The sequence below is a fragment of the Cupriavidus sp. GW822-FHT03E04 genome (assembly GCF_058801495.1).
This window is the reverse complement of record NZ_JBXANI010000009.1, coordinates 244219-262595: the sequence shown is the minus strand read 5'-3', so window position 1 is coordinate 262595 and position 18377 is coordinate 244219. Positions and strand designations below refer to the sequence as shown.

The following is an 18377-nucleotide window of genomic DNA, read 5'->3' as shown; positions in this document are numbered from 1 at the left end:
CAAAGCGGGCACCGCTATGCCGCGATGCCCACGAATTCGCCCACATGCCGCCAGGTGCATTGGACTGCACGCAGGTTGGCAAACGTCGATACTACCGCCGAACCGGCCATGATTCATAGCCTGGCTTGGCGGAGCGTGCCCCTGGCTCAGTCCAGCTGAGCACCCGATTTCTGCACCACGCCGCGCCATTTGGCCACCTCTGCCTTGACGAAGCTGCCAAGCTGCTCGGGCGAGGTCGATGGCGGCAGTTCCAGCCCTTGCGCCTGCAGGGTCTTGCGCACTTCGGGCTGTTGCAGCGCATCGGCAAAGGCGTGGTTGAGCTTGGCGATGACCGCCGGCGGCGTGCCGGCCGGGGCGACCACGCCGAAGAACACCGAGACGTCGAAGCCGGGCACGCCCTGCTCGGCCACGGTGGGCACATCGGGCAGCGCCTGCGAGCGGGCCTTGGTGGTCACGCCCAGCACGCGGAACTTGCCGCTCTTGATGAAGGGCAGCGCGGTCAGCACGTCGGTGAAGCTCATGCTCACCTGGCCGCCAAGCAGGTCGTTCAGCGCCGGGCCGGTGCCCTTGTAGGGAACGTGCTGGAAGTCCGTGCCGGCCAGGTTGTTGAACAGCACGCCAGCCAGGTGCGAGGACGCGCCATTGCCCGACGAGGCGTAGCTCAGCTTGCCGGGGTGCGCCTTGCCGTAGGCGATCAGCTCACCGACGGTCTTGACGGGCACCGAGGGGTTCACCACCAGCACATTGGGCAACTGGCCGATCTGGATCACCGGCGCAAAGCTCTTGATCGGGTCATATTTGATCTTGCGGTACAGGCTGACGTTGATCGCCAGCGGCGCCGAGGTGCCGAACATCAGCGTGTAGCCATCCGGCTCGGCGCGCGCCACGGCTTCGGCGCCGATGTTGCCGCCGGCGCCGGCGCGGTTTTCCACCACCACGGTCTGGCCAAGGCTGCCCTTGAGCGCGGACGCCAGGGTGCGCGCCATCACGTCGGTGGGGCCGCCGGGCGGGTAAGTCACGATCATCATGATGGGCTTGGACGGGTAGTCCTTCTGCGCCAGCGCGGGGGCAATGCCCACGCAGAGGGTGCAGGCGGCGACAGCGGCGAGGCGTTGCCAGAGGGTCATGGTTGTCTCCTGATATTGGTCTATTAGGTCGATGTCCACCCGGCGGGGCGCCATGGTGAAGTGTGCTGCGCCGGCTTCTGGCGGCGCAGCGGGGGCTGTGTCCTGCCCTTGCGGGATCAGAACAGGTTGACCTGCGCCACGGCCGTGGCGGCGTCCACTGCGCCATCCTCTGGCGGCGCAATGGTGTCGGCCAGCCAGTCGGGCTCGGCCTCGCCTGCCAGCGGATCCTGCGGCAGCACGCGATGCAGCAGCACCAACTGGGCCAGGCGCATGCGGCGCACGGAACCGATGCGGCCCGCTTCCCAAGCCATGGCGACCGCGCTGGTCACGTGGTACAGCCCGGATGCGGCCTGGCGCGCCAGCACGTCGCCATCGGCGCCGGCTTCGGCGGCGCGGGCGGCCAGCGTGGTGGCACGCGCGATCGCGGTGGTAAAGACGCCGCGTGCGCCGGCATGCATCGGCGTGGCTTGCAGCAGGCCGGCCAGGTGAGCCTCGAGCACGGGCAGCGCGCCTTCGCGGCGGATCGCGCGCAGCACATCCAGGGCGACGATATTGCTGGTGCCTTCCCAGATCGAGCCAAGATGCGCGTCGCGCACCAGGCGCGGATCGCTCCATTCCTCGATATAGCCGCAGCCGCCACGCATTTCCATGGCGTCGCCGGTGACCTTGCGCGCATCGCGGCAGGCGCGGAACTTGATCAGCGGCGTCAGCACGCGCATCAGCGGATAGGCATCGGCCTCGCCGGCATCGGCGCGGCGCAGCGCCTCGGCGGTCTGGAACACCATGGTGCGGGCCTGCTCGGTGGGCAGCGCGAGCTTGAGCAGCTGGCGGCGCATCAGCGGCATGTCCAGCAGGCGCTTGCCAAAGGCCCGGCGTTCGCGCGCGATGAACTGGCCCTCCGACAAGGCGCGGCGCATCAGGCCGGCCGCGCGTACACCGTTGGACAGGCGCGAGTTGTTGATCATGTCGGCCATCTGCACGAAGCCCCGGCCCAGCTCGCCCACCAGGTAGGCATGCGCGCCTTCCAGGCGGATCTCGCCACTGGCCATGGAGCGCGTGCCAAGCTTGTCTTTCAGGCGGATGATGCGATAGTGGTTGGCGCTGCCATCGGCCAGCGTGCGCGGCAGCAGGAACAGCGACACGCCTTTGATGCCGGGCGCGGCCTCGCCGTTTTCGTCCTCGACGCGAGCCAGCACCATCGCCAGCGCGGCGTCCGGGTTGGAGCAGAACCACTTGTCGCCCGACAGGCGCCAGCCGCCCTCGGCCTGCGCATCGCGCGCGGCGCGGGTGGTGGTGGCAGCCACGTCGGAGCCTGCGCCCTGCTCGGTCATGAACATGGCACCCTGGTACAGGTCCTCGAAGACCTGGGTGGTGAGGTTCGGCAAGAAGCGCTCGACCACCGCCGGATCGCCGAACTTGCGCAAGGTGCGGGTCAGCGAATCCGTCATCGACAGCGGGCAGCACAGGCCGAACTCGGCCTGCACGAACAAGTAGGTCAGCGCGTACTTGGCCACGGCCGGCATCGGCTTGTCCCAGCCCAGCACGCCGCCACGGTGCGACGCCGCCGCCAGACCGAACTCGGAGAAGGCAACCCGCTCAAGCTCCACATAGGCCGGATGCTTCTCGATGTGCTGCGCGTCGATGCCCGTGCGGGTGCGGTGCGACAGCGTGGGCTTGTTCTGGTCGGCGGTATGCGCCAGCGTGTCCAGCACGCCGCCGGCCAGCGCGCCCATGCGATCGAGGTGGGGCAGCAGGTGGGCGAACAGGTCGGGCGGGAGGTAGAGCGGCAGCAGCGCGCGCAGGTCCGGATCGCTGGCAAACAGGTTGACGCCTTGCTGGTCGGGCACCGGATGGGCGGGCGTGGCCGAGGTTGCGGGAATGGCCGAGGCGGCCGGGGTGGCCGAAGAGGCAGTATGGCGCGCTGCGCTGGTCCGCATGAAGTGTCTCCTGTGTTTGCCGGCACGTGGCGCCGGATACTTTGTCTGCATTATTCAAAGTCCGGCGATTCGTGTCTAATTCTAAAATTGGCTTGGTCCATATATTTTTTATATCGCCATGGAATTCCGTCACCTGCGCTACTTCCTCGTCCTCGCCGAAGAACTCCACTTCGGCCGGGCCGCCCGCCGCCTGTCGATCTCGCAGCCGCCGCTCTCGCTCAATATCCAGCAGCTGGAAGCCTCGGTAGGCGCCCGCCTGTTCGAGCGCGACAGCCGCGGCGTGCGCCTGACGGCCGCTGGCCGGGCTTTTCGCGAATCGGCCAGCGCGCTGCTGGCCCAGGCCGAGGAGGCCCGCTTGCTGGCGCGCGAGATCGAGGCCGGCGCCGTCGGGCGGCTGCGCATCGGCTTCGTGGGCTCCATGCTGTACCGCGGCCTGCCCCAGCGCCTGCGGGAGTTCCAGGCCAGCTACCCCGGCATCCAGGTGGCGTTGACGGAACTCAACTCACAGGAGCAGATCGACGCGCTGCTGCATGACGGGCTGGATGCTGGCTTCATCCACACCGACCGCGTGCCCGACGAACTGGCCACCGCACTGGTCCATAGCGAACCTTTCCTGTGCTGCGTGCCGCACGATCATCCCCTGGCGCGCCAGGCCACCGTGGCGCTGAGCGAGCTGCGCGGCGAGCCCTTTGTGCTGTTCTCCCGCAAGGCCTCGCCCGACTACTACAACCGCATCTTCGAGATGTGCGCGGCGCAGGGCTTCTATCCGCAGATCCGGCATGAGGTGCGGCACTGGCTGTCGGTGGTGTCCCTGGTGTCGCAAGGAACCGGCGTGGCGCTAGTGCCGGCGGCGCTGCAGAGGTCGGCAATGGCGGGGGCGGTGTTTTTGCCGCTGGCGCAGGCGACGGTGCCGTCGGAGGTGTATTGCGTCTGGAAGGCAGGAACGGACGAGCCCGCGCGCGACCGCTTCCTGGAGAAGATGCGGGATGAGAAATAAGGAGGTGGGACGGGAAGAAAGCCGGGCCTTTCCTGCTCACCCCGAAATGCGGCGAGCACTTGCGATGGCGAACGCACTCAGGGTAAACACTAGGACTACCAAGAAAATGCCACCTGCTTTACCGGCAGGTGGCATGTCAAATACGCGTGGAACGGGGTGTTCAGCGTGCAAGCAGCATACCCGCTGCACTTTCCCCCACCAATAACGCAATTGCGTTATTCGGGACCCTACTCAAGCGGGGGGAGGATTGCCCCCCGGTCCGGATTCAGAACCCCTCGACCGCCACGCTGACATGGCCCACGTTGGGCGCAGCGGCAAAGTAGTCGCCAACCAGCTTGCGCCATTCGGCGAAGTCCGCGGATTCGCGGAAATCCACCATGTGGTTCTCGACCGTATCCCACTTGACCTCCAGCGTGAAGTGCGAGGGGTTTTCGATCGACCTGAGCAGCCGCATGGCGTGGCAGCCGCGGGCGCGCTTGAAGAGCGGCGCCGCCTTGGCAACCGCTGCCTCGAAGTCCGACTCCGTGCCCGGTTTGATCTGGAACTGCGCTATTTCGAGAATCATGTCTTGTGCTCCGTCTGTGCGTGTCAGGAAGGCCGGGGCCTGGCCCGGTCGTGCGTCGACAAGCATTTTATGACAGGCCGGGACATCGCGCGTCGCCGCGAAATTATTCTTAGATGTCGAACATTACTTGACAAGGCCACGGCAACTGCTAGGATTGCCATACGTACTTCGATATCTAAGTATTTTTTGCATTCACATCAAGACCGCGACACCAACCCACCGGACCCCCGGAACCCTGGAGCCAAGCATGTACGACCCATTTGCAACCGACAAGCTGATTGACCTGTGGCTGACCGAAGACATCGGCGCCTGCGACCTGACGGTCCACACCATGATCGAGAAGGGCGAGACGGGTTCGTTCTATATGAATGCGCGTGAGCCGATGCTGATCGCCGGTGTGGATGTGGCCGCCCGGGTGTTCTCCCGCTACGATCCGTCGCTGCATGTGGATGTGCGCGTGAGCGATGGCGACAAGGTCGCCAAGGGCGCCATCCTGATCGCCGTGAGCGGTTCGGCGCGCAGCGTGCTGACCGCCGAGCGCACGGCGCTGAACATCATGCAAAGGCTGTGCGGGATCGCCAACCATACCGCCCGCTACGTGGAGGCAATTGCCGGCACCAAGGCGCGCCTGATCGACAGCCGCAAGACCACGCCGGGGCTGCGCGTGCTGGAGAAGCACGCGGTGACCTGCGGTGGCGGCCTGAACCACCGGCTGGGGCTCGATAACGGCGTGATGATCAAGGACAACCATATCGCCGTGTGCGGCAGCATCGCCGCCGCCGTGGAGCGCGCGCGCCGGCAACTGCCCGTGCTGACCAAGCTGGAAGTGGAGTGCGACCGGCTGGACCAGGTGCATGAAGCCCTGAAGGCGGGCGTCGACGTGATCATGCTGGACAACATGTCCGTGCCCGACATGCGCGAAGCCGTTGCCATCGTCAACGGGCGCACCAAGGTGGAGGCGTCCGGCGGCATCAACCTGGAGACCATCCGCCCCATCGCCGAGACTGGCGTTGACTACATCTCCACCAGCAAGATCACCCAGTCCGCGCCGGCCGTGGATATCGGGCTGGACGATGCGGTGTGAACAAGCGCTGTGAACAGGCGGTGTAAAGATACCGTGTGAGCGGGAGTCACTCCTTCCCGCCACTTTGACGCGCGCCTGGCTGCTGCCTTGCGCGCTTTTTTTATGCCGCGCTCGCCGCCAGCGCCGTCACTGGCTCAAAGATCCGCCAGCAGCCGCCCCAGCTCGCGCGTCGATGGCACACGCCGTGCCGTGCCCTGGGCCTCTTCCTCATCCTTGGCCAGGTTGCGGTTGATGGCAATCAGCACCTTGCGCGCAATCGCGACGTCCTCGGCCGAGACCCCCTCCACGCTGATCTCGTTGACCTCCTCGGCCAGCGGCACCAGCTTGCGCTTGAGGGCGCGTCCCGTCTTGGTCAGGAACACATGGACATTCTTCTTGTTGCCGGGCAGGTGCGTGCGCTCGATATAGCCCAGCGCTTCCAGCGCCTTGACCGCCGCGAACGTGGTCGGCTCAGTGACGCCCGCCAGGTCGCTCAGCTCCCGCTGCGACAAACCGTCGTGATCCCAGAGGATCCGCAGGATGGTCCAGTGCCCATAGGAGACCGTGTGTTCGGCCAGGCGCATCTGCAGGGCGCGGATATAGGCCCGGGCGGCGTCCTTCACCATATGCGCCAGGCGCTCGTTGGCGATGTCGCCCGGCTGGGCGGGCACCTGCGTTTCAGTCAGTTTTGAAGTGGCCATAAGACGGTGTGGGAGTCCTTGTCGGCGCCGGCCATGCCCGCGCCCGAAGATGGAAAACATGATAACGCGTTAGCAAAGCGGCCGTATGTTCCGCCACGCCGCTCTCCCGGCGGATATTCGCCAGCTAACCATTTTTCTTCGACCGAATGTAGTGCTCACTACATCAGTGCGGGCTTGCGCCACGACGATGCAGCAACGCACCTGCAGAGGGATTTCCCTGCTAGACATTGCTGGAATCCCCGCCACAGGCCGTGGATACGGCCCTTCCCGGCGATGGCCCGACTCTTGCATATTCTTAGATGTCGAACTTATCTTGACAAGGCTTCATCTGGTGCTAGCATTGCCTTTGTACTTCGATATCTAAGCATATTGTCTGAGGACATACGCGGCACAGTCGACGAAATGGGACCAGGAATGGGACCAAGAGAAAGAAGAGGATGACCATGAAGAACCCCGAGACCTGGAACGACACATGCACAAGCAGCCTGGAATCCTCCCCCCATCCGAACCGCGTCGGGCCATCGGCTTTGGCGGCGGTCTCCACCACGCGGGATAAGCCCGTGCAAGCTGTCGGCACCTTCTTCCTCGTGGTTGGCCCCAGCGGCGCGGGCAAGGACTCGCTGATGGACGGTGCCAGGGCGGCGCTGCTGGCCGATCCGCGCTATGTGTTTGCCAGGCGCGTCATCACCCGGCCAACGGGTTCGCCGGGCGAGGACCACGAGGGCGTGACGGAGGCCGAATTCTCGGCGCGCGAGGCGGCCAACGCCTTCCTGATCACGTGGGCAGCGCATGGCTTGCGCTATGGGCTGCCGGCCGGCTTGCTGGATGAACTGGAGCGCGGCCGGCACGTCATCGCCAACGGCTCGCGCGGCATTGCTGCCGCGCTGGCTGGCCGGCTGCGCAACTTCGTCGTCATCCATGTCACGGCGCCGCTGCAGGTGCTGGCGCAGCGCATTGCCGCGCGCGGACGCGAATCCGGCGACGCGGTGCTGCGCAGGCTGGAGCGCATGCCCGATCCGATTCCCGCAGGCGTGGCGAGCGTCTCCGTATTGAACGACGCGGCCATGGAGGTGGGCATCGCGCGCTTCCTGGAAGCGCTGCACACGGCGTCGACGCCGCTCAAGGCCAGACGCATGCCGATCGCCACCGGCGACGCGCACATTGCTTACGTGTCGCCCGCCTTTGCCGCTGGCCAGACCCGCATGGCTGTGCGCTCGGGAACGGCCGAGATCCCCGCGGCCTTGCATGTGGTCGAGAGCCCGGCCTTGCTGCAGGACGAAGAAATCGGCCTGTCCGATGCCCTCTTCGATCGCCTGGGCGTTGCGCCCGGCAGCATCGTGCGCCTGCGCCGGATTCCCGGCCCCGTCAGCCGCGATGTGCTGCGCAAGAAGCTGCGCGGCGATGCCTTGAGCGAGGCCGAGTACGAAGCCGTGCTGCGCGATGCGGTGGAGGGCCGCTATACGGAGATCGAGCTGACCGCGTTCCTGGTGGCTGCCTCGCAGCACCTCACCGATGCGGAAGTGGTCAGCGTCGCTCGTGCCCGCACGCGCTTTGCCCCCAGGATCGGCTGGGACGAACCCATCGTGGTGGACAAGCACTCCATGGGTGGCGTGCCGGGCAGCCGCATCACGCTGATCGTGGTGCCGATCGTCGCGGCGTTCGGGCTGGCGATGCCCAAGACCTCGTCGCGCGCGATCACCTCCGCGGCCGGCACCGCCGAGGCCATGGAGACGGTGGCGCGGGTGGACCTGGACATCGACGACGTGCGCCGCTGCGTGGAGCAAGCGCGGGCCTGCATTGCCTGGAACGGCCGCCTTAATCACTCGGCTATCGACGATGTGATGAATGCCATTACGCGCCCGCTCGGCCTGGACGCCAACCGGTGGTCGGTGGCATCCATCCTCTCCAAGAAATACACAGCGGGTTCGACCCATGTGATCGTCGACCTGCCCTTCGGCCCGCAGGCGAAGCTCAAGTCGCAAGCCGAAGCACAAGCCCTGGGCGTCTTGTTCGAAGCGGTGGGCGCGGGGCTGGGCATGCAGGTGCGCGCGTTCGCGACGCACGGCAGCAAACCCATCGGGCGCGGCGTAGGCCCGGCACTGGAAGTGCGGGATGTGCTGCAGGTACTCAACGGCAGCCCCGACGCACCCGCGGACCTGCGCGAGAAGGCCCTGTTCTTTGCCGGACAGATTCTTGCGTTCGACCCGGCCGTGGGATCTCCCGCCGAGGGGCGGCGGATTGCGGGCGAATTGCTTGCCTGCGGGGCCGCAAGCGCCGCATTCGACCGGATCGTGGCCGCGCAGGGCGCAAGGGCGGCACCGGATGCACCGGGCCACCATGTCCACACCGTACCGGCCAGCACGGCGGGCGTCGTCGCGGACATCAACGGCTTTGCCATCGCTGGCATTGCGCGCGGCGCCGGCGCGCCACGCCGGCCTGGCGCTGGCGTGGACCTGCTGTGCACGGTGGGAGACCGGCTCGTTGCCGGGCAACCGCTATTCAGGATCCACGCCGAGACCGCCAGCGATCTGGAGGCGGGCGTACGGGCCCACGCTTCGGCGGAGCTCGCCGGGCCACCGATTCGTATCCGGCGGGACTAGCAGCGCGTCCGAGCGCGCCGCCTGCACTGGCGCACTGATCTATCATTTCCTTCAACCGATGAGGCAACAAATGACATCCTTATCCGTGGTACGCAGTCTCGCATCGATCTCCTTGCTGGGGGCCACGCTGTTCGGCCTGCCCGCGCAGGCGAGCGCCAATATCGGCGGCGACTTTCCACAAAAGCCGATCCGGCTGGTGGTGACGTTCCCGGCGGGCGGGGGAACCGACACGCTGGCGCGGGTGATCGGCACGGAGGTGGGCCGCAGCCTGGGCCAGCCCGTGGTGGTCGACAACCGGCCGGGCGCCAGCGGCAATATCGGCGCCGAGTACGTCGCCAAGAGCCCGTCGGACGGCTATACCTTGCTGGTTGTCAACAGCAGCTTTGCCATCAACCCCGGTGTGTTCCGCAACCTGCAGTTCGATCCGGGCAAGGACTTCAGCGCGGTGATCTCCGTGGCATCCGTGCCATCCGTCATCGCCGTACCCGTTTCTTCCAAGATCCAGACGTTCAATGACCTGCTGGCAGCGGGGCGCTCGGGCAAGCCGCCGACGTACGCCTCCTGCGGCAACGGCACGCCCCAGCACCTTGCCGGCGAGCTACTCAAGATCTCGGCCAGGATCGACCTGCTGCACGTGCCTTATAAGGGTTGCGCTCCGGCGCTCGCCGATGTGCTGGGCGGCCAGGCCGACGTCAGCATCAACACGCTCAGCAACACGGTGCCTTACCTCAAGGCCAACAAGCTGCGCGCGCTGGCCGTCACCTCCAAAGGCCGGTCGCCGCTGCTGCCCGACGTGGCCTCGGTGAGCGAGCTTGGAGTCAGTGGCTATGACGTCGACCAGTGGTTTGGCATCCTGGCCCCGGCGCACACACCGCCGGACATCGTGCTAAAGCTCAACGCGGCCATCGCCAAGGCCGTCGCCAAGCCGGAGGTCAAAGCCAATCTCGCCCAACTGGGATTTGCCACCGCCAGCAGCACCCCGGCGGAATTCCAGAAAGTGGTGAACACCGACATCGAGCGCTGGAAGAAGCTCGCCGCGCAGATCGGCCTGCGGGTCGACTAAGACCCGCAAAAAGCTAACAAAAACTCACAGAAGCCGACAGAAGCCTGCTAAAGGTCGCCAAGGCCAACTGAGACCCACGGGGCAACGCGCGCCGCCCGCCCCACCCATTCCCATTGCAGCACCGCTACGCCACGGCCATCACGGATCCCGTGCGACCGCTTGCGCCTTGCGTTTGCACTTGCCGTAAGGAAAAGACATGAAGGAAATGAAGGAAATCAAGGCAATGAAGGACGTCCCCCGCCTGACGCCCGTATTCGCATTCGCCATCGCAGCACTCACCCTGTCCGCCTCCGCCTGGGCGCAGTCCGGCCTGGTGCTCTATGGTGTCGCCGACGTCGGCATCGAATACCTCACCCACGCCGACGCCAGCGGCAACGCCCTCGCCCGGATGGCTTCGGGCAATCTGTCCGGCTCGCGCTGGGGCCTGCGCGGCACGGAAGACCTCGGCGGCGGCACCAGCGCGCTGTTCGTGCTCGAAAGCGGCTTCGATATCGATGCGGGCACGCTGGGCCAGGCCGGCCGGCTGTTCGGGCGGCAGGCCTATGCCGGGTTGAACACGCCCTATGGGCGGATCACCGCGGGCCACCAGAACAACCTGCTCTACGACATCCTGATCAACTACGACGCCATGGCCATCGCGCCGCGCTACTCCGCGTTCCTGATGGATAGCTCACTCGCGGGACGCTATGACAACGCCGCCAAGTACGTAGGGAAGTTCGGCGGGCTGACGGCAAGCGCGATGTACGCGTTCGCGCGCGGGACCTCCGTAACCATAGGCACCACCAGCACCATCACGGGCGAGACCGCCGGCAACGCACGGAACGACCGCGCCTGGAGCACCGCGCTGGAATACGCCACGGGCAACGCCGGGGCCACAATCATCTACGACCAGCAGCAGGGCACCACCGGCCTGTCCGGCCAAAACCCGGCGCAGCGCGACCGGCGCATTGCCGTAGCCGGCAGCTACGCGTTCGCTCGCGCCAAGGTGTTCGCGGGCTATCGCTGGCTGAGCGGCGACATTGGCAGCACCCCCACCGTGGCCGCGCGCCGCAACGATCTGTTCTGGCTCGGCGCGAGCTATGCGTTTACGCCAGCGCTGACGTTGAGTGCGTCGGCCTACGTGATGAACGACAAGCGCAGCGCGCAAGATCCCTGGAGCCTTGTCGGCACGCTGGACTACGCGCTGTCCAAGCGCACCGATGGCTACCTGACGCTCGGATACGTCAAGAACAAGGACGGTTCGCGTGTCGGCCTGAACGGCATCCAGGCCAGCATCGGCCCCGGCCTGAACCAGCTTGGCGCGGTGGCGGGCATCCGGCACAAGTTCTAGGCCGGGCGGGCTGCGGCACGGTGAGCAGGGCGCGGCACCCGCACAGGGTGCCGCATGGTCGGGCGTAACCGATTGTTGCCCGACGTGCGCTATGGGGCGATTGCAGACCGCCGGCATTGTCGTGCGCCATGCATGCATGGCGCACTGATAGCACAACGGCGCGAAATCGAAACGCCCGCATGCAAATCGGCTACAATAGGAACGATTTTCATTTACCAACCCTGGTGTGAGTTTGCCGACTGCGTGCCGTGCCTCGCGCCAACGGACTGGAAGCCACATGCGGTTGTCTGAACTTCCGCGGCGCACCGCCGCTGTCATCGTGTCAATCGATGACAATTCTCCTAACGATCCAATAGCACGCCGCCTGCGCGAACTCGGCTTTGTGCCGGGCGAAGCCGTACAGGTCATTGCGCTGGGACCGTTCGGCATGGATCCCCTTGTCGCCCAGGTGGGCTTTACCCGGTTTGCCTTGCGCCGCGCCGAAGCGGCCCGCATCACCGTGGAAGCGGTGAGCGCTTCCGTCTCCAGCATCACGCCGGCAGCGCAGCCCGACGCGCCCGCCGCCAAACGCTCCGCTGCCTGACCGGGCACCTGCCAAGAATATGTCTGTCGCCAACCCGACTTCCGCTTCCCAGCGTCCCGCATTGCGCGTTGCGCTGGTGGGCAATCCCAATTGCGGCAAGACCGCGCTGTTCAACCGCCTGACCGGCAGCCGCCAGAAGGTGGCCAACTACGCTGGCGTCACCGTCGAGCGCAAGGAAGGCCATTTTGTTTCGCCAGCCGGCCGCCAGGTGCGTGTGCTGGACCTGCCGGGTGCCTATAGCCTGCACGCGGCCAGCCTGGACGAAGCCATCACGCGCGACGTTTGCCTGGGCAAGCGCCCGGGCGAGCCGCGCCCCGAACTACTGGTGTCAGTGGTGGATGCCACCAACCTGCGCCTGCACCTGCGCTTCGTGCTGGAGTTGCGCCGTCTCGGGCTGCCGATGGTGCTGGTGCTCAATATGAGCGATGCCGCGGCCAAGCGCGGCATCCACATCGACCGCGACAAGCTGGCCGCCGCGCTCGGCGTGCCGGTGGTCCAGACGATTGCCGTCAAGCGCGATGGCGCCGCCAGCCTGCTGGCCGCACTGGACGCGGCCTTGCCTGAAGTGCCGGCTGCAGCCCCCGAGCCGGCATCCGACCTGGACGTGCACCAGGAGGTCAAGCGCCTGCTGGATGCCGCCGTGACCATGCCGGCACGCACCGCGGCCATGGACGACCGCCTGGACCGCATCCTGCTGCATCCGGTGTTCGGCCTGGCGATCCTGGCCGTGCTGCTGTTCCTGATGTTCCAGGCGGTGTTCTCCTGGGCCGCCCCGCTGATGGACGGCATAGAGGGCGGCGTGCACTGGTTCGGCGAGATCGTCGGCAGCCATCTGCCCGAGGGCATGCTGCGCAGCCTGCTGGTGGATGGCCTGATCGCCGGCCTGGGTGCCGTCGTCGTGTTCCTGCCGCAGATCCTGATCCTGTTCCTGTTCATCCTGACGCTGGAGGAATCCGGCTACCTGCCGCGCGCCGCCTTCCTGCTCGACCGCCTGATGATGGGCGCCGGCTTGTCCGGCCGCTCCTTTATCCCGCTGCTCTCCAGCTTTGCCTGCGCGATTCCCGGCATCATGGCCACGCGCACCATCCAGGACCCGCGCGACCGCCTCGCGACCATCCTGGTGGCCCCGCTGATGACGTGCTCCGCGCGCCTGCCCGTGTACGCCCTGCTGATCGGCGCCTTCATCCCGGCGCGCACGGTGATGGGAATGTTCAATCTGCAGGGCCTGGTGCTGTTCGTCCTCTATGTGGCGGGCATCGTGAGCGCGCTGGTGGTGGCGTACGTGCTGAAGTATTTCCGCCGCGACCGCACCGACCACCCGCTGATGATGGAGCTGCCCTCGTACCGCATCCCCAATGCGCGCGACGTGGCAATCGGCCTGTGGGAGCGTGCCCGCATCTTCCTGTCCCGCGTGGGCAAGGTGATCCTGACGCTGACGGTGCTGCTGTGGTTCCTGGCCACGTTTCCGTCGCCGCCGGACGGCGCCACCGCCCCGGCCATCGACTACAGCTTCGCCGGCATGATCGGCCGGGCGCTAGAGCATGTTTTTGCCCCGATCGGCTTCAACTGGCAGATCTGCATCGCGCTGGTGCCGGGCCTGGCCGCGCGCGAAGTCGCCGTGGGCGCGCTGGCCACCGTCTATGCGCTGTCCGGCAGCGAGGACGCCATGGCCAGCCAACTGGTGCCGATGATCGCCGCGCAATGGTCGCTCGCCACGGCGCTGTCGCTGCTGGCCTGGTACGTGTTCGCGCCGCAATGCATCTCCACGATGGCGGTGATCCGGCGCGAAACCGGCTCCTGGAAGGTGATGGCCGCCTCGACGGCCTACCTGGCGGGCCTGGGCTACCTGGCTGCCTTTGCCACGTACCGCATCACCCTGATGCTGAGCTAAAGCGAGGACATTGCAGCCATGAGCCTTTACCATGCCTTTGAAACCCTGCTGGTGCCGCTGATCGTGCTGGGCTGCACGCTCTCCGTGCTGGCTCGCTATGCACCGCGCACCCGTGAACGGATCAAGAGCGGGCTGGCGGCGCGCCTGGGCGGCACCGCGGCCACCGGCTGGCGCCAGCGCGCGGTGGCCTGGCTGGCACCGCAGGCAGCGGCCGGCTGCGCCAGCGGCTGCGACAGCGGCGGCTGCAATACCTGCGGCTCCAGCACCACCGACAGCGCGCAGCAAGTGCCCGCCCAACAGGCCGGCGAGCAGATCATCCGCTTCGTGGCCAAGCGCTGATACGGCCCCAAACCCATCGCTAGCCACGTTTTTGATCCACGCAGAAACGGGTACGCTTTGGGTTCGCCGCGCTGGTTCACAGCGTCTTCGGCACCTCCTCCCTCCCGCTTTCCCCCCTCGTCCGCACCTGCGCGGCACGATCTCCATCAGGCGGCCGTCTGGCGACGGATCATTGAAACCACAGAGAAACAAGCGCGGGCAGTTGCAACGACGCGCGGCAGGAACACATGCCGGGCGCCGCATCAGCTCACCGTTCCCGGAATCGTGATGGAAATCGGCTGCAGTTCAGGGCCGGCCGTGCAGGTCGCTGTCACCGTGAAATCGCCAAGCGCCAAGGGCGTCACCACGATCTGCGCAGCATTGACGCCACCCGCGAACGCTACGTTGGCACTGCTGGCCCAGCTCCAGCCCGTGCAGCCAAGATAGGGAACATCCGCGCCGAAGTTCTTGAGCGTGGCGGTGACGGGAATCGGCACGGGCAGCGACAGCAGCAGCTTGAGCGGTTGTGGCCCGTTATAGACCAGCGCCCACTTCGGCTGCTCCGTCACCGTCAGGCTGGCCTTGGGCGTGCCCGCTATCTTGCTGCTGGCCGCGCTCACCTGCAGCAGGCTCTGCGCGGTGGGCGTGCCGATCACGATGCTGGTGCTCAACGTGGCCTGCCGCGTGGCCGGATCCGCCGCGACGGAGAGCGTTGGCGAGGTGGCGGCGTAGCTCCAGGTGCCGTCGAAATCCGCGGTGGAATCATGCGAATCGCTGCGGATCACGCGCGCGTTGAAGACCTGCGGATAGCCGTTGAGCACCGACAGCGCGTTGATGGGCACGCCCCCTTGTGAAAGCTCGAGCCGGTAGGTGTAGCCACTGTTCTTCTGCACCGTCACCAGCATCTGCCCGCTGACAGCATTGCCGTTGGGCGCGGTGACCGAGACCGTGACGGTGCCGACCGCGGCGGCGGTATCCGAGCTGTTGACGCCCGTCAGCGATGCGGCATTCTGCGCGGCGCTGACCTGCACGTTGCTAGTCGAGCTGGCCCAGGCCCAGTCGTGCACGGCTGCGCTGACGTCGCTGCCGTTGCCATCGACCAGCGTCGCCGTGACCGGCTGCACCTGCCCGTCAACCAGCGACAGGACCGGATTCGACAGTGCCAGGTTGTAGCTGACGGCGGTGGGCTGCACGGCCACCGTGGCGGTTTGCGCGGGCAGTTGCGTGGTGCTGTTGTCCGCCGTCTTGATGGTGGCCACCACCTGGATGGTGGCCGTGCCCACCGCCACACCCGTGATGGTGGCGCTGGCGTTTGCGGCCGGCACCACGGTGGCAATGGCGTTGCTGGACGAAGTCCAGGCAAAGGTGCTGGACGACGTTACGTCCGCTCCCTTGCTGTCCACCACCGAGGCTGACATCGAGATGCTGCGGCCCACCCCGACCTGTCCCGAGGTCATCGTGAGCGTCACCGAGTATTTCACCGGGGTGGTATCCGCCGCGGTGCTCGCGGTGCTGGGCGATGCAGCGCCCGAGCCGCCACCGCCCCCGCCACAGCCCGCCATCAGCAATGCCATGGCGGCGCAGGCCAGCCACGCTGGCCACATCTTGGTGTTGCTCATGATGTCTCCCCGTATGGCGTTAAATCCCGGGCCCCCTGCCGACAAAAGCGGAAGCAGGGCGCCGCTGGCCAGACTCGTTTGGTTGGCGCGACCGGACAGGTAAATGGCGGAATTGGACAGTCACGCGCTTTCTAGGCTAGTCACGATGTGCAAGCTGCTGTACCAGCCAAACGGCTGAGAGTTCGGCGCTTATGTACGCTGACGCACGCCTGGGCTCAGTCACAAGTCCGTGCCGATGGCCAGGCGGAGGTGGCTGGCCAACTGGTTATCCGCAGGGGACCCGCGCACTCGTCCTTGACGCCCGTTCGCGTTCTCGACTATTCTTGCCGGATGCCGACCGCTGAAAAGCGGGCTCGGCATGCATGACAAGTACAAGTGATCGACGCACCTTGGTAATTGGCGTAAGCCGCGTCATCCGCGTCATCCGCACCGCTTCCCACACACCACGCAATGCACCAAGCCACCTGCTTCCACCGCCGCGCCGCCGATGCCTCCCGCATCGCTGCAGCCGTGCGCGTGCCGGCAGCAGGTCGCGCGCTGGGTACCGCCATTGCTCTAGTTGCACCGGCCCTGTCGGCGCCGCGTCTTTCCTCCTCGCTACTGCTAGACCTACTGATCGGTTGCCGGGCCTAGTGCCTAGTGGCAGTTCGGCAGCCTCGCGCCACCCTTTTTCCGCATCGGCTTTCTGACGCCTTCGCTATTGAGCGTTTCAACGCCCCGGCGATCTTGCGTCCTGCTTTTTGCCTTTTACTTTTTGCTTTTTGTCTCTTGCATCTTCCCGCGAGGAAGGAGAACCGTCATGATGTTGCGCAACCCCGCCACCAAATACCGCCCTGCCACTACCGTAGATATCGCCGACCGAACCTGGCCCGCCAAGCGCATCACGCGCGCGCCGGTCTGGATGAGCACGGACCTGCGCGATGGCAACCAAGCCCTGATCGAGCCGATGAACCCGCAGCGCAAGCTCCGCTTCTTCGAGCAACTGGTCAAGATCGGGTTGAAGCAGATCGAAGTGGCGTTCCCCTCGGCCTCGCAGACCGATTTCGATTTCGTACGGATGCTGATCGAGGAAGACCGCATCCCGGACGACGTGACCATCGTGGTGCTGACCCAGGCGCGCGAAGACCTGATACAACGCACCATCGAATCCGTGCGCGGCGCCGCGCGCGCCGTGGTGCACCTCTACAACCCGATCGCCCCCGCGTTTCGCCGCATCGTGTTTGGTGCGAGCCGCGAGGAGGTCAAGGAGATCGCGCTGGCGGGCACCCGCCTGATCAAGGCGCTGACCGACGGCATGCCCGAGACGGCATGGACCTACGAATACTCGCCCGAGACCTTCAGCATGACCGAGCTGGATTTCTCGCTCGAGGTTTGCGATGCGGTATCCGCGATCTGGCAGCCTAGCGCCACGCGCCCGCTCATTCTCAACCTGCCGACCACGGTGGAATGCAGCACACCCAATATCTTCGCCGACCAGGTCGAATGGATGCACCGGCATCTTGCACGGCGCGCAGACATCGTACTGTCGGTGCACCCGCACAATGACCGTGGCACCGCAGTGGCAGCCGCCGAGCTTGCCGTGATGGCGGGCGCCGATCGCGTGGAAGGCTGCTTGTTTGGCAATGGCGAGCGCACCGGCAATGTCGACCTGGTGACGCTGGCGTTGAATCTCTACACGCAGGGCGTGGACCCCGAGCTCGATTTTTCCGACATCGATGAAGTGCGCCAATGCGTGGAGGATTGCAACCAGCTCCCCGTGCATCCGCGCCACCCGTATGTGGGCGACCTCGTCTTCACGGCCTTCTCCGGCTCGCACCAGGATGCGATTCGCAAGGGCTTCGCGCAGCAGAAGACGGATGCGATCTGGGAGGTGCCATACCTGCCGATCGACCCGGCCGACCTTGGTCGCAGCTACGATGCGGTGATCCGCGTAAACAGCCAGTCCGGCAAGGGCGGCATGGCCTACCTGCTGGAACAGGTGCACGGCATCTATATGCCGCGCCGCCTGCAGATCGAGTTCAGCCGCGCGGTGCAGTCGATGACAGACGAGAGCGGGCTCGAAGCCAGCGCCGATGACTTGTATGGCTTGTTCAAGCGCGAATATCTCGAACATGAGGCGCCGCTGCGTTATATGGGCCATCAGATGGTGTCCGGCAACGACGGCCAGGTGGAGATCGAAGTGGCGTTGCTGCGCGATGGCGAAGCGCTGCGCGCGCGCGGCCGGGGCAACGGCCCGATCGATGCATTCGTCAGCGGCCTCAAAGGCGCGCTGGACATGCCGGTGCGCGTGATGGATTACCACGAGCACGCGCTGTCGTCCGGCGCCAATGCTGCCGCGGCCTGTTATGTGGAAGTGCGGGTAGGAGACTCCGCCACGGGCTTTGGCGCTGGCATCGACGCCAGTATCGTCACGGCATCGCTCAAGGCCGTGGTGTCGGGCGTAAACCGCCACCTGCTTGCGGCCAGCCAAGTGCGGCGCGAGCAAGCCCTGGCCGATTGATGCCGCCCGCGCCCGGGCTCAAGGCCTCGGCGCAGAAAAACCGGTGTGCCCCGCCCCCACGGGGCACACCCGGAAAGACGCCC

Annotated in this window: 14 protein-coding genes; 9 read left to right on the top strand and 5 right to left on the bottom strand. The window is 66.2% G+C overall.

Going from position 1 to position 18377, the window contains the following annotated elements:
• Positions 1-146: 146 nt before the first annotated feature.
• Both AC1RQC_RS15150 and AC1RQC_RS15145 read right to left on the bottom strand, forming a co-directional pair.
• Positions 147-1127, bottom strand: coding sequence for a Bug family tripartite tricarboxylate transporter substrate binding protein (locus AC1RQC_RS15150; RefSeq protein WP_492375561.1), 981 nt, complete (start codon positions 1125-1127; stop codon positions 147-149).
• 116 nt (positions 1128-1243) lie between these two features.
• Positions 1244-3064: an acyl-CoA dehydrogenase family protein gene (locus AC1RQC_RS15145; RefSeq protein ID WP_492813459.1), complete on the bottom strand. Its 1821-nt coding sequence runs from the start codon at positions 3062-3064 to the stop codon at positions 1244-1246.
• 118 nt (positions 3065-3182) lie between these two features.
• On the opposite strand from AC1RQC_RS15145, the gene AC1RQC_RS15140 reads away from it, so the two are divergent.
• A complete protein-coding gene (locus AC1RQC_RS15140) occupies positions 3183-4061 on the top strand; it encodes a LysR family transcriptional regulator (protein ID WP_492375559.1) in 879 nt (292 codons plus the stop codon).
• A gap of 265 nt (positions 4062-4326) precedes the next feature.
• Here AC1RQC_RS15140 and AC1RQC_RS15135 read toward each other — a convergent pair whose 3' ends face one another.
• Positions 4327-4626: an antibiotic biosynthesis monooxygenase family protein gene (locus tag AC1RQC_RS15135; protein WP_492375558.1), complete on the bottom strand. Its 300-nt coding sequence runs from the start codon at positions 4624-4626 to the stop codon at positions 4327-4329.
• A 247-nt stretch (positions 4627-4873) separates the two neighbouring features.
• Between AC1RQC_RS15135 and nadC the strand changes: the two genes are divergently transcribed.
• Positions 4874-5710 carry a carboxylating nicotinate-nucleotide diphosphorylase gene (nadC, locus tag AC1RQC_RS15130; protein ID WP_416051251.1) on the top strand — a complete coding sequence of 279 codons (837 nt, stop codon included), beginning with the start codon at positions 4874-4876 and terminating at the stop codon, positions 5708-5710.
• Positions 5711-5844: 134 nt separating this feature from the next.
• On the opposite strand, the gene AC1RQC_RS15125 is transcribed toward nadC, so the two are convergent.
• Entirely contained in the window at positions 5845-6390 is a 546-nt protein-coding gene (locus AC1RQC_RS15125) for a MarR family winged helix-turn-helix transcriptional regulator (protein WP_174426145.1), read from the bottom strand.
• A 560-nt stretch (positions 6391-6950) separates the two neighbouring features.
• Between AC1RQC_RS15125 and phnN the strand changes: the two genes are divergently transcribed.
• From phnN to AC1RQC_RS15095, 6 genes are all read left to right on the top strand, one after another.
• Positions 6951-8990 (top strand): phosphonate metabolism protein/1,5-bisphosphokinase (PRPP-forming) PhnN, encoded by a 2040-nt coding sequence (gene phnN, locus AC1RQC_RS15120; RefSeq protein WP_492375566.1) that lies wholly within the window; start codon positions 6951-6953, stop codon positions 8988-8990.
• Positions 8991-9060: 70 nt separating this feature from the next.
• Positions 9061-10053 carry a tripartite tricarboxylate transporter substrate binding protein gene (locus AC1RQC_RS15115; RefSeq protein ID WP_492375555.1) on the top strand — a complete coding sequence of 331 codons (993 nt, stop codon included), beginning with the start codon at positions 9061-9063 and terminating at the stop codon, positions 10051-10053.
• Between the two features lie 205 nt (positions 10054-10258).
• On the top strand, positions 10259-11383 hold the full coding sequence (locus AC1RQC_RS15110) for a porin (protein WP_492883864.1): 1125 nt from the start codon (positions 10259-10261) through the stop codon (positions 11381-11383).
• A 277-nt stretch (positions 11384-11660) separates the two neighbouring features.
• Entirely contained in the window at positions 11661-11966 is a 306-nt protein-coding gene (locus tag AC1RQC_RS15105) for a FeoA family protein (protein WP_492375553.1), read from the top strand.
• 19 nt (positions 11967-11985) lie between these two features.
• Positions 11986-13857 carry a ferrous iron transport protein B gene (feoB, locus tag AC1RQC_RS15100; protein WP_492375552.1) on the top strand — a complete coding sequence of 624 codons (1872 nt, stop codon included), beginning with the start codon at positions 11986-11988 and terminating at the stop codon, positions 13855-13857.
• An 18-nt stretch (positions 13858-13875) separates the two neighbouring features.
• Positions 13876-14196, top strand: coding sequence for a DUF6587 family protein (locus tag AC1RQC_RS15095; protein ID WP_492375551.1), 321 nt, complete (start codon positions 13876-13878; stop codon positions 14194-14196).
• A gap of 242 nt (positions 14197-14438) precedes the next feature.
• On the opposite strand, the gene AC1RQC_RS15090 is transcribed toward AC1RQC_RS15095, so the two are convergent.
• Complete coding sequence (locus tag AC1RQC_RS15090) at positions 14439-15794, bottom strand: hypothetical protein (protein ID WP_492883822.1); 1356 nt, start codon at positions 15792-15794, stop codon at positions 14439-14441.
• 802 nt (positions 15795-16596) lie between these two features.
• Between AC1RQC_RS15090 and leuA the strand changes: the two genes are divergently transcribed.
• Complete coding sequence (gene leuA, locus AC1RQC_RS15085; protein ID WP_492826198.1) at positions 16597-18294, top strand: 2-isopropylmalate synthase; 1698 nt, start codon at positions 16597-16599, stop codon at positions 18292-18294.
• Positions 18295-18377: the final 83 nt, after the last annotated feature.